12 protein-coding genes are annotated in these 12,522 nt (G+C 49.3%); 3 read left to right on the top strand and 9 right to left on the bottom strand.

Features of this window, described 5'->3' with window-relative positions; all coding sequences use genetic code 11:
- Positions 1–6 precede the first annotated feature (6 nt).
- Together ACIPUG_RS01885 and ACIPUG_RS01880 are read right to left on the bottom strand one after the other, a co-directional pair.
- Positions 7–1,005 carry a replication initiation factor domain-containing protein gene (locus ACIPUG_RS01885; protein ID WP_400337091.1) on the bottom strand — a complete coding sequence of 333 codons (999 nt, stop codon included), beginning with the start codon at positions 1,003–1,005 and terminating at the stop codon, positions 7–9.
- Between the two features lie 991 nt (positions 1,006–1,996).
- Positions 1,997–2,332 (bottom strand): nuclear transport factor 2 family protein, encoded by a 336-nt coding sequence (locus ACIPUG_RS01880; RefSeq protein ID WP_014915402.1) that lies wholly within the window; start codon positions 2,330–2,332, stop codon positions 1,997–1,999.
- Positions 2,333–2,488: 156 nt separating this feature from the next.
- On the opposite strand from ACIPUG_RS01880, the gene ACIPUG_RS01875 reads away from it, so the two are divergent.
- The gene (locus ACIPUG_RS01875; RefSeq protein ID WP_039555029.1) at positions 2,489–2,755 is read left to right on the top strand and encodes a DUF3811 domain-containing protein; all 267 of its coding nucleotides are present in this window, start codon (positions 2,489–2,491) and stop codon (positions 2,753–2,755) included.
- Between the two features lie 41 nt (positions 2,756–2,796).
- On the opposite strand, the gene ACIPUG_RS01870 is transcribed toward ACIPUG_RS01875, so the two are convergent.
- The 7 genes from ACIPUG_RS01870 to ACIPUG_RS01840 form a co-directional block, all read right to left on the bottom strand.
- A complete protein-coding gene (locus tag ACIPUG_RS01870) occupies positions 2,797–3,678 on the bottom strand; it encodes an HTH-type transcriptional regulator ArgP (protein ID WP_400337088.1) in 882 nt (293 codons plus the stop codon).
- Between the two features lie 240 nt (positions 3,679–3,918).
- Positions 3,919–5,892 (bottom strand): methyl-accepting chemotaxis protein, encoded by a 1,974-nt coding sequence (locus ACIPUG_RS01865; protein ID WP_400337086.1) that lies wholly within the window; start codon positions 5,890–5,892, stop codon positions 3,919–3,921.
- Positions 5,893–6,048: 156 nt separating this feature from the next.
- Entirely contained in the window at positions 6,049–6,549 is a 501-nt protein-coding gene (locus tag ACIPUG_RS01860) for a GNAT family N-acetyltransferase (RefSeq protein ID WP_400337085.1), read from the bottom strand.
- A 136-nt stretch (positions 6,550–6,685) separates the two neighbouring features.
- Positions 6,686–7,882 (bottom strand): MFS transporter, encoded by a 1,197-nt coding sequence (locus ACIPUG_RS01855; RefSeq protein WP_400337083.1) that lies wholly within the window; start codon positions 7,880–7,882, stop codon positions 6,686–6,688.
- 136 nt (positions 7,883–8,018) lie between these two features.
- The gene (locus tag ACIPUG_RS01850; protein WP_039275029.1) at positions 8,019–8,573 is read right to left on the bottom strand and encodes a TetR/AcrR family transcriptional regulator; all 555 of its coding nucleotides are present in this window, start codon (positions 8,571–8,573) and stop codon (positions 8,019–8,021) included.
- Positions 8,574–8,679: 106 nt separating this feature from the next.
- Entirely contained in the window at positions 8,680–9,075 is a 396-nt protein-coding gene (locus tag ACIPUG_RS01845; protein ID WP_039463934.1) for a cytochrome b562, read from the bottom strand.
- Positions 9,076–9,381: 306 nt separating this feature from the next.
- Positions 9,382–9,810, bottom strand: a complete 429-nt coding sequence (locus ACIPUG_RS01840; protein ID WP_010275011.1) for an OsmC family protein — start codon at positions 9,808–9,810, stop codon at positions 9,382–9,384.
- Between the two features lie 319 nt (positions 9,811–10,129).
- Here ACIPUG_RS01840 and ACIPUG_RS01835 point away from each other — a divergent pair, with 319 nt between their 5' ends.
- Positions 10,130–10,819 (top strand): expansin EXLX1 family cellulose-binding protein, encoded by a 690-nt coding sequence (locus ACIPUG_RS01835; protein ID WP_010275007.1) that lies wholly within the window; start codon positions 10,130–10,132, stop codon positions 10,817–10,819.
- 288 nt (positions 10,820–11,107) lie between these two features.
- The gene (locus ACIPUG_RS01830; RefSeq protein ID WP_039519551.1) at positions 11,108–12,520 is read left to right on the top strand and encodes an SrfA family protein; all 1,413 of its coding nucleotides are present in this window, start codon (positions 11,108–11,110) and stop codon (positions 12,518–12,520) included.
- The last annotated feature ends 2 nt before the right edge of the window (positions 12,521–12,522 follow it).

Below are 12,522 nucleotides of genomic sequence, written 5' to 3'. Positions count from 1 at the left end.
AATCCCTCAAATTCGCAGCGCCTCGCGATAAACCGAAATTTCCCCTGGTGTTAAATGCAATTTCCCCCCCTCCCCAGCCGTTAGCAGGGCTAGCGCGGTCGGAGCATCAAACGCATCGATCAGACTCCGGAGCGTTTTTCCGACTGCTCGCCGAGCCCAACCAATTTTCGACTCCAACGAAACGGCGGCTTTTTCCACCCGTGTACGGACAACGACTGGCTCGGTTGCAACCAATGCGGCCGCAAATGCGTTGCAGCCAGCAAACGCAGCATCGATATCCAACAACAGGTCAACGGAAATTTTTTTCAACTCCGCCTCGTGGCGAATCCACGGAGTGGTCGGATTGAGGATTTTTTGTTCTGCGTTCTTATCGTAGGTGCGCCAGTAGACCTGCGACGTACGGGACCCAACGTAGACCGTCTCGCCGAGGGATTTTTGCTCTCGTCGGGTCGTAATGATTTGGATTTGAGGAGCAACACCCCGACCGGCATAGAACGCCCCAGCATCGTAGGCATCGACTACCGACTGAACGTCTGTCGAACCGGAATAATCGTCATAGGCAATGTCGATCCTATTTAACCGATAGACCTGTAAAACCTCAGTGAGAAATTTATGCAAATCCCCAGCAGTCCGGTTCTCAAAAAATAATTTGCACCCGTGACCATTCAGATAGAGGTAGAACGTATTTTCGTTGCCCCCGTGAGCCAAAACGCCGCAATTCTGCTCGCCAGAGGAGTCGAGAATAGCGTGATGTTCGAGATAACCCTGATAGCCACGGCCAGTCGCAGGCGAGAGATGCAGACCCAAAAATTTATTTACTAATCCTGTCAGGCGTTGCTCCAACGCCTCGGTTTTTTGCATCTGAAAGAAATGTAAATCGCCAGATTCCGGCATTTTGGGGAATTCTGACCACGGGCAGATTTCGCCAAAAAAATACCCATCCATAAATTTCAGCGATGAAATTGGCGCAGAAAATGACAACGTGTCAATAATTGTCTGAGGCATCGAATTCACCCATGAAAAAATTAAAACAAAAATTTTGTAATTCGTCTGTGTTTTTACAGCAATAATAAAAATCACCGATTTTTAGGTGAAATCCCTCACCATCGAACGATTCTATAATCAGGTCAAAACCGACCGAGAAATATTCAGCGGCGGTATCGTCTGGAATTACCCCCGTACTACTGGCACGGGGGTTTTCGGTGTCGTATATATGCATAATGGCCCCACGAAAATTCTCTGAGGCAATTTGATCAAAAAATAACGGGCATGGCAAACAGGCCATTTTAGAGATGAAATTGAATAGGTTCTGCCAGAAAAATATCGTAATTTATCATTTAAAAACATAATGATATCGCGATATTTTATGCTGTCATCAGATATGTTTTGCCTATAAGAGATTTAACAGAAAAATTACAATTAGAATGGTAAAAAAACGATAAAACTCTGAATTCAGTCAGCGGTGGAAGGGGCTATTTTTTCGTTATTCCGCATCTATCAGACAACCAAATCAGTGGGCAATTAATATCAAAATCGAAATCAATAAAAACTGGAACACAAATCACCTCACCAGAAACAAAATTCAAATTCGTAACATATCCCCAATCGGCGGCGGCAACCAGAACTGAATAGTTTTCCTCGCAACCAAAAATCATTTTTCCGCAGATCCACAAAACTCCCTGAAATAAAAATATCACAGGAATCTAAAACACTTTTTAGATTGCTCATTGTCACTCCGCACAAAAAGTAAGCAAAAAATATTTTCGACCGCAAAACGTCCCCGAAAAAAATTGACCAAAAAAATGAATCCTCCAGATAATGGTTTCGCATAATGGGGATTATGCAAAAGATGACCCTGCGGATTTTTCAGTTTCGCAGGGCCATTTTTTACATAATCCCGGATCACATTATGCGAACCCATAGAGACGTTCGCGGGAACTGGCCGTTCAACTGAGCAAATCCCCGCATCCGCAAAACACTTTCCGGCATCAAAAAACTAAGAAAAGAAAAACCAAGCTGTATTAATAAGCCCGTTATCTACCTCAAAGACGGCAACACTTTCTATAGGTTCTGCCGCAAGCCCATGTATCAATTCATGGTCAAATACCTTATTGCCTAACACGGTACGAGATACCAATTCCGCTCTCAGTTTTGGGTTGTTGAACCGGTTATTCACGTAAAACTCTCTTAACGCCTCTTTTCCTACCATCGACGGCGTTTCTGCTGGCATACGGTACGCTTTGAAATCAGGTGCAAAACATGACACGAATGCATCGATATCATGTTCGTTATAAGCCTTAAACTGTGCCGCTACGGCCGATTCTGGTGACATGTTTTCTCCCTACTATGTGTTTTTCTACTGTGTCCGAATAAATAAATTGTGTGCCAATTATCAAGAAATCAGGAAGGCTCGCGGTACGATTTATCTGGGCCTCAGAGCGTTTTCCTCTACAATGTACTTTCCAGCCCGCTTATCAGGTTCATTCCCATGCAAAGATTGACTCAGAAAGACATGACCGAAAGTGAACAACGTCAGCTTAAGACGTTACTCGATCAGGCACGAAAAAAACAGGGCCGTACGCTGACCAATTCTGAGAGTAATCATATTAAAGATGATTACATCGATAAGCTTATGAAGGAACGTGAAACCGTAGCAAAACAGGCGAAGGCTGAGAAGAAGAAAAATAAGTTTAAACCTGATGCCTCAGCAACATACGAATGGTCAGCCAGTACAAACCTACGGGGCCGCCGCTAGCATTTACGTCAATGGTCGCGGTGTCCCAGACTTGACACCATTTACCGAAAAAGATGCCGAGCAGCCGCAGTTCGCACGCTCTGGCTTAACGCGTCCAGCGATGCAGAACGGATATTCCAACGGTGCCAGTACAGACGAATATCGATAGGATTTCCGGCTTGAAACGGCACTAATTCGCCTTTTTCCGTATGAGATGATGCCATATGTTCTGGGATCATCCCCCACCCTAGCCCTCTGAGTATGGCGCCGACAAAAGCTGCCGTTGAAGGAACGAATTGCTGCGGCGGTTCAATCGTTGCCGGAACCAGCGATGCTATAAATAAGGACTGTAATCTGTCCTTATTGTTAAATATCAGGAGCGGCGCGTTTTGCAAACTGTCCGCATTGATGCCATCCGTAAAGTACGTCTCGTGAAAAATCTGTGAGCAATACGCGCGGTAACGCATCGTTCCTAAATATTCTACGCCACAGCCTTGAATCGGTTCCGGGCTAGCGCTAACTGCCGCCATGACGCGACCTTCACGTAGCAAGGTTGCCGAGTGCTCCTGATCCTCGACGAGGATATCGAGCAAAATACTGGATTGGTGACAGGCATCGTCCATCGCATCCAGAAACCATCCGTCTATTGAATCCGCATTCACCGCCACTGAAAGGCTCTGTCTGGCCGGCATTTCAAGCGTGCTGAAAAGCTCACTCTCCAACATATCTATCTGTTCTGCGTGTCGAAGTAACGCTTGTCCCGTCAGCGTTGCTCGACACGGATTGCCCCTTACGATCAGTACCTGACCAAGCTGATCTTCTAACTGCTTGATACGCTGGCTGATAGCAGACGGTGTGACGTGGAGTTTACGAGCCGCAACTTCAAAGCTGCCGCTACGGACAATCTCCATGAACGCTCTCAAACAGGGGTAATTCAGGTGCATGGTTATTTTTTCTTAACAATATCAGGATGATTTAATCTGCCTTAATTAAAGGTTCGATACAACTTTCGCAGCGTGACGAATGCCATATGCGATGTTGAAGAAAACTCAGGGGGATGTGGAGCAAAAATTACGGAAGGATTGAAGATGTCACCCGGCAACCGTTAGGCTGCCGAGTGACGTTACGGAAGGATTGAAGATGTCACCCGGCAACCGTTAGGCTGCCGAGTGACGGCGTCACTTTTATTTTAACAACGCACGAGGTGACACGTGCTGCTGTTCTAAACGAAAATGCTCTATCGCCTGGGCTAACGACATGGACTGATCTTCCAGCGAACTGGCCGCAGCCGACATTTGCTGTACCAGCGCGGAGTTTTGCTGCGTGACGCCATCCATTTCATTGACGGCAATCGTGACCTGGCTAATGCCTTTCGCCTGCTCATCCGATGCCGTGACAATCTCACCGATGATACTTTGTACCGAGCTGACGGCGTGTGTCATATCCTGCATGGTTTTACCGGCATCGTTCACCAGTTTAACGCCGCTTTCAACGCGCTGGCTGGATTCCTCAATCAGTGCGGCAATCTCTTTCACCGCGCTGGCGCTGCGCTGTGCCAGGCTGCGAACTTCCGATGCCACAACGGCGAATCCTCTTCCCTGCTCGCCCGCTCGCGCCGCTTCTACCGCGGCGTTCAGCGCCAGAATGTTGGTCTGGAAAGCGATGCTGTTAATCATAGCGGTAATATCACCAATCTTCTTCGCACTCTCATCAATCTGCGCCATCGTCTGAACCACCTGACTGACCAGCGATTCGCCGCGCTGAGCAATCTTCGTGGCATTCTCCGTCAGCGTCGTGGCCTGATGAGCATTGTTGGCATTGTGTTTCACCGTTGCGGTGATCTCTTCCATACTCGCCGCGGTTTGTTCCAGCGCAGCAGCCTGCTGCTCCGTACGCGATGCCAGGTTGAGGTTACCGCTGGCAATTTCCGCCGCGCCTTGTCGCACGGAATCACTGGCGTCTTTGATCTGTCCGACCACCTGACGCAGCTGTGACTGCATCGTACTCAGCGCGAAGAACAGGCTGTTACGATCGTTGGGTTGCACGTCAATCACATTACTCAGTCGACCTTCTGCAACAGCCAGCGCAATGGTGGCCGCTTCGCGTGGTTCGCCACCCAGTGGTTTAAGCACTTTACGGCTGAATACCCAGCCCAGCAGCGCGCTCACCAACAGGATACTGATCACCATCATGATGACGGCATTCATTAACTGACGTTCAGATGCCGCCATCACCTGGCTCACAGGGACAACAATGGCCAAATGCCATTTATCTGTGCTGTTGCCGATAGCAATGGGTTGCCAGGTAACCAGCGCTTCTTCACCCAAAATGGCATCGTCGTGTTGTATCACTGAGGACGTGAAGTTGTCCGTCGGCCCTTGCCAGGCTTTGCTCGTCTGGGATTTATCCGGATAAGAGATGACTTTACTCTCACTGGATAGCAGCATCGCGTAGCCGCCGCCTTCCCAAGGCTTAATCTGGTTAACTTTTTGCTGTAATGACGCAAGGGAGATGTCTGACGTAACGACGCCCCACAGTTTACCCTGGCTGACAATCGGTGCGGCGACTGACGTCAGTAGCGTAGGTACGCCGTTGTAAGCATAGGAGTAGGGTTCGATGAGCGTATCTTTCTGGCTCTTTTGCGGCAACAGATAGTAATCGCCCTGGCCGGGAGTCAGATAGGACTGCAGAGGGTGCATCTTGTAATTGCCAGCCTGATCGCGGTCGACAAACCAGGCGTAGCGGCCTTTAGGTGCCTGACCCGGCTGATCGGCAAACTCGGCGTCACGACCGTCAAACACATTCTCTTCAAAAATGACTGAGATCGAGAGGTATTCTGGGTTATCCCTCAGGGCATATTCCATCATTTTATCGACCACCGCGCGGTCTTTAATGCCTGCAGCGGGCAACGCAGCCAGCCCTTGTCCGAGGTTATGCGCCACATCCCGAGCGTAGTTGAGTTCCTGTTGAATTCTTAATGCTTCGCTTTGGGCTATCTGCTGTAAATAGCGTTCGGCCAGAGATTTTTGTTCCTTACTAGACTGCCAGCTGAGCACCCCTATGGTGACAGCGAAACCGAGTGCGATAGTTAATGCGCCAGTTAGCAGCACTTGAGCGCGGGTACTCATTGTTTTTTTTTGTATTAATTGTTTGGCCATTATGGCTCCCCTAGAGTTGATACTTATCGTAATCAACATTCCGTTGCAATGAGCTCCTACTATTTGTTTATCGGCGTCTTTTTTTTGAACTTTAGTTACACAGATGTAAACAAAATAGTGGCATTGGGGGCCTGTGGTCGTTGAGGTGTACTTGCCCTATTTCATCGGGTTAATTGCGGTCTGATGAGGGGGCGGCTCCAGGTTTTTGTGCATGTTAAAACCGGTGATTTGGAAGCCATTTTTTTCATATAACGCCTTGGCAACCGGATTATGTGCAGCCACTCTTAGCCCGATTTCGCCAATACCTAATGCCGTGAGCGCGACGTCCATCGCGGCAAGCGAGGCTTTACCGAAACCACGGCCCCGCCACGCGGGCAGAAGGCAAAAATCAGAGACCCAGGCTGCGTGTTCTTTCAGAACTACCCACAAGTAGCCAATGATGACGCCTGAATTCTCTGAGGAATGAATGCACCATAACTTATTGGCTCTCGTGTGAACGCCCTGCGGTAGCGCAATATCGATCGATTGCGTGGCGATCGCCCTCGCCTTTTCCGCGTCATATCCCCGGGATTCTTGTAGATCCTGAGCATATTCAAGAATAAAAAACTGGCGATATTCGGGGTAATCCCCCTCAACCATATCCGTTAAATTTACCATTGTGTTCACTTTCCCAGTTCAGAGTAACGACCAGTCTCGCAACCGTGATTTATCACATCACTGATGATCAACGTAATCAATAGCGTGGAACAAATTGCGCGGTTCCGATAACACGAAACGGAACCGCGCAGAAACGTCAGGATGGGGTGTCAGATGCCGTTCTTGCCGAACGTTCACGGGCGGAAGACGAACAGATAAATGCCAAAATCACCATGACAAGTACCGGCAGCATGGCGATGCGTAACCCCGCAACCTCGCCAAGGAAGCCCAGTGCAGGCGGGCCGACGAGGAAAGCAAAGTAGCCCAGCGTTGCCGCAATCGTGACGCGAACGGCACTGTTTTCTCCGCTTCCTGCGGCAGAAATGGTGAGTGGGAAGCCGAGCGATGCACCGATACCCCAGAAGATAACCGCAGCGGCGGCCAACAGCGGCGCATTGGAGAAAATGACCAGCGTCAGCCCAAGTGCGGCGGAAGCGGCGCTGAAACGGAGCACATTGACCTTGCCGAAGCGATCGACAAAGTACCCGCCGGCAAAGCGCCCCAGCGTCATACCGGCAGTGAAGCCGACATAAACCAGCGTCCCTGACGTGTGACCAAAGTTGTGACCATCGATCATCAATAGTGGCAACCAGTCGTTGGCAGAACCTTCGGCAAGCGCCATCGCAAGAATAACCACGCCAAGAATCAGCAAACGGCTGTCTTTAAGTTCGTTGAAGACCTGCGTCTTGTAGTCGCCCTTTTCCTCTTGCTCAGAACGCGCCAAATCGCTCAGCCACGGCATTTGACGCATCAGCACAATCGCGGTAAGTATCGACAGTGCGACGGCCACCACAAAATGCAGCGTAGTATTGATGCCGAACGCCGTCATCGCCATCCCTGTCAGCGCGCCGACCAGCGTTCCCAGACTAAAAAAACCGTGCAGCGTGGTCATCAGGCTTTTATTCAGATGCTGTTCAAACGCCGCCCCTTCAATGTTGATAGCAATATCAACCAGGCCGACGCCCGCGCCGAAAATCAACAATCCCATAAAGGCGCTGAGCGTGCTTTGAATCGACAGCGACGCAGCAAGCATAAGTAGCCCAAGAAGCAGCAGCAGGAATCCTCCGGCCATGGTTTTACGGATGCCGAGGACATTAATGACTTTACCTGCCCCCAATACGCCGAGCATGGAACCACATGAAAAACCAAACAGAATCATGCCCATCGTTTCCGTTGAGGCATTCAGAACGTCACGCATCACAGGGGTTCTGGTCACCCAGGTTGCCCACGTAAAACCGGGAATGAACATCAGCCCGAACAGTGCAAATTTATTGATAGCGGGTTTTGTGGTCATAGCTCTCGTCGTCTTTATTTAAATGAGTTCGTACATATGTACGAATAACTATCGCACGAATATACACCGTTTTGCATCTGTTTCATTAGGTTCTTTTTTTAATCGGAAATGCCTGACAAGATCGCGCCAGGCGGAATCAGGAGGTCAGTTTAATTACCGTATTGAGGATGTCTTCACGGCTGACAGCTTCATTATTGAGATAGTTATGGATCGTATATCCTTCAATCATCGCATCCAGTGAACACGCGGTTGCAATGCTGAAATGGAGGTGAAGCGATTTTCTGCTGCGCGTCATCCACTCCTGCAATATCAGCCGATACTCTTCTTTTCGCGATGCCAGCGCGTACAGTTCAAAACTTAACGTCAGGTGACGCGGCGTTGCCCAGATGTCTCCACAGATCAGGTCAACCACGGCTTCACGCGCGCTGTCAATATCCTTTGCCTGCTTGAGGCGGACACGGAATGCATGTGAGATACCATCGACCATATAGATGAACGCGCTGCTCAACAGCAATTCGATACTGCTGTAGCGGTAGGTTAGCGTCCCCGGAGACAATCCGGCCTGCTGCGCTATTTTTCGGTAGGTTGCCCCTCTCACGCCGTGATCCAGTATGACTTCCAACGCAGCTTCAAGAATTCTGCTTTGTGTATCTTTGCCGTCATGCGTTGCATCGTGTGATGGTGACGTCATCCTGTTTCCCCTTAGCTGGCAATCCTGACTGTCATAACGTTTATAATAAAAAAAGCCGCCAGTGAATGCGATCCCACTGGCGGCTTTATGGTAAACGAAAAGCGACTTAGCCTCTCAATTTACTGTGGTATTCGCCTTTCAACGTGTTGATTTCAGCTAATATCGCTTTGGCTTCGCTCAATTTACCGGCATCCGCCAGAGCCTGTGCGCTGTCCACTTTTTGCAAAATCTTATCCAAACCTTCCACATAGGCTTTTCTGTCTGGGCCATCGGCAGGCTGTTTGGCGAAATCAGGCGGCACCTGCGTTTTAGCGTGCTCGACGTGCTCACGGAATGTGCTCAGCGCGGTTTTCAGCGCAGCGGCATCGTCCGCTTTAGTGGCGGCGGTATAACTTTTCTGCATACCACGCATGTCTTCCGACGTGGTGGCGTTTGCCAAAACAGGAGTCAGCAAACTACCGGCCAACAGCACAGAAAAACAGATCTTGGTCATTTTATTCATCTTGAACTCTCGCTTGTGTTCCACAGCACGACATACACAGAAAATCTGACCACCACAAACCGGTCAGCCCAATATTGCTCTTGTTATATTGCGTCCTACGCCATAGCCCGTATCACGCAGCGATGACAATGCTAATTTTATGGTTATTATCGTAAAGATGTTAAATTATTTTTAATCGTTTCGTTGTTTTTAATTGTACAAATGTAAAAAGGCTTACCGGCACGACGCCGGTAAGCCTTTTTATCAGCACAATTTTTATCGGAACAGCCTGGCTCAGCAGCGTGTTCTTAGTCCAACTACTCGTACTTAATTCAACTGATAGGCCAGCGTAATCTCGGCCTTGAGCACTTTGGATACCGGGCAGCCCGCTTTCGCTTTTTGGATGATGCTATCAAACGTCGCTTCATCAATACCCGGTAATTTCACCGTACTGTGCAGTGCGATTTTGGTGATGGCGAACCCGCCATCGACTTTATCCAGCGACACATCCGCCGTGGTATCTATCGACTCAGGTTTATGTCCTTCTTCGCCTAACATCAGCGAGAGCGCCATAGAGAAACAGGCCGCATGCGCCGCACCAATCAGTTCTTCCGGGTTTGTACCGGGCTTACCCTCAAAACGGGTATTGAAGCCGTAAGGCTGCTGTTGCAATGCACCACTTTCCGTTGAGACGGTACCTTTTCCCTGCTTGATATCCCCTTCCCAATGCGCTTGCCCTTTCTTATGAATGGTCATGCTGTCTCCTCTTCATCATAATAAATTAGCCATTCGCCGTTATCCGCGCTGAGGCGAAATAATATTATCGGCCTACCCTTTAAACCGTAGAACACATTCTGAATAAATCCAAATCAATTATTCATGCACATAATTATTTCACTCTATAGAAATAAACCCAGTGATATATTCACTGCTTTACTTTTTTAAGATAAAACCGATTTACCTTTTTATACAAAAGACCGATTATTCAGGTGCCAAAAAATGGATTTCCGTTTTGGCGTGTTTATTTTTACTACTCACCTATGTTATTAATCTTGAATCATATTGGATGTGAAACATGAATAAAATAACCTCATTAGCCTTGTCTGCATTATGCGTTATTCCCCTAATTAATACCGCTCACGCCCAGTGGGAGCTGGACGATATCTGTTACGGCTACGCCACCGCAACAGGCTCTGGCTATCAGGGCGGAGCTCTGTTGCTGGATCCGATCCCACAGAATATGGAGATCACGGCGTTAAACCGGAATCAACTGGATTACCGTGGCGTGAAGGCGTCGCTGGCTGGGGCCTACCTGAAAGTAAATGGCCCAAAAGGTAGTACGGTGGTTTATGTCACTGACCTCTATCCCGAAGGTGGCGATTGTGCACTGGATTTATCGTTTAACGCTTTTGAGAAAATAGGCGATCTGCGAGATGGGAAAATTAATATCGACTGGACGCTGATCGAAGCGCCAGTAAATGGCAACGTTATTTATCGTATAAAGGAAGGTTCAAATCCTTATTGGGCAGCGGTGCAATTCAGGAATGTAAAATATCCCGTTATTGAAATGAAATATATGCGCAATAACCAATGGATTGCTGCACAGAAAACCGATTATAACCACTTTATTGTTGAGCACGTTGGAATGAACGATATTCCCATTGAATTTACCGACGTAAAAGGTAATGTCCTCAGCGATACGCTGCCGCCGATGTCACAAAGCACCTCATCCGCTTACCTGATCACGGGTAACGTCCAGCTTTAATTCTCACGACCTTGAGGGAGGCTGACGTCGCGCAGCGTCCCTCGTTTCCGCAAATCACAACTGAAAGAGAATGCATCGTTTTTATCAGCGTTTTCATCATATTATCTAGACGTGGTCGGCTGCACGTGCGTACACTTCCCGTTTCCCACTTTTTCTATTGCTCAAATATTTGTTAGTTTTATCACTTCTTTAAGCGTTTGATTCGCCATCATTCGCACTACAGTATACCCTGTCGCAGATTACACTCTATTTTCTGCTTTAGGCATCATTAAAAAAGGTCTCTTTTGCGTGGCAAAATTATTTTTACGTAGTGGAAGTTTGGATGATTTTCTGGCGCTGGGTGAGAACGGGCAGCCAGTTTACGCATCAGCACTTCAATTGCGGGAAACGTTACGTCTCAGAAAACAACAGCAGATTGCCGATTGCCTGGCGATTCCCCAACCCAACGAGCATGGCGACCGCATTGACTGGTATTCGCCGGTTGACGGTAAAGTCACCTCCTGGATTGCCGCGAGCGAAGAAGAACGAGAAAAAGCGCTGGCGTTACTGGAAACCTATCAAGCTGCTGTTGCCGACATCAGCCAACGTGCGCAAAATGCAGAAAAAGCCGGACAGAAACTTTTCGGTGTCCTGCTGGCAAAAGCGATACAGTTCCCTGGTGCGAACCACGTCTATCTGGTTGATGGCAAGCCCGTCTTAACGTTCTGGGGCTTCGTCAATCTCGATAAAAAATCTCGTCTTGATGCGTTAGACTGCCTGCGACCTGTCATCAAGGAAGCGGAACCGCTTTTTGTTGCTCCCGCTCCCGCAGCAAGCACACCCACACTGCCGCTGGTTGAACCCGTTTCCGAGCCTGAACCTGAGCCACAGCCGGTCAGCCCACCGGAACCCGTCGAGCCAGCGCCAGCCGTCGCCGCGGCGGCACCAGCCCGCCCGCCGTTCTTCCGCCTGTGGTGGCTGTTACCTGCCGCCGCGCTGTTAGCGATTTTGTCATTGCAGATACGTGGCTGCGTGTCAGGACAAGACGACAAGCCAGCATCTGATTTAGCCGCGACGGTCAAGCCAGAAAAACGCGCCCTGCCATCTTCTACTCCGGCTGAACCTGCGCCGCAGCAAGAGAGCCCTCCTGTTCCACCTGTCGCAGAAAAAGAGGTCGTGAAAGCCGCTGAGCCATCAGTCGCTGCGGCACCGGTTGTTGCTGCACCTGTAGCAGAAGCGGTCAAACCGGAAGCGCCTGCGGCCACGGAACCAAAAGAACCTGTTGCGCCGCCAGTTGAGCCCGTTGTTGAGCAAGTGCCAGCGATTCCTGCGGGCAAAGACGATCTCGTCATGCCAGCCGACGCGGTGAAAATCGGCTCCATCAAATTCCTGAACGGCAACTGGCGCGTCATTGTTGATGGCAAAGCGCCGATTACCGGCAGGCCGCCTAGCCTGCGCTACCAGATTCAAAATGGAAAAGGCACGGCACGTATCACTCATGGTGACGGCGTCACGTGTCGAGCTAACGTTGAGGCAGGATTAATGAGCTCTGGCAATCTGATCATCAACAGCCGTTCCGGTGCCCGCTGTTCCGATAATTCTCGTTTCCAAATGCCAGAACTGGTCTGTAAACAAGGTGCTTCCGGCGCCGCTGCGGAGTGTATCGGTCGTTACGACGCAGACACCGTTTTCCCGATGACGATAAAGCGCGAGAGTAAATAATC

This window comes from Pectobacterium sp. CHL-2024 (assembly GCF_044751765.1).
GTDB lineage: Bacteria > Pseudomonadota > Gammaproteobacteria > Enterobacterales > Enterobacteriaceae > Pectobacterium > Pectobacterium brasiliense.
This window is presented reverse-complemented; position numbering and strand designations above follow the sequence as displayed.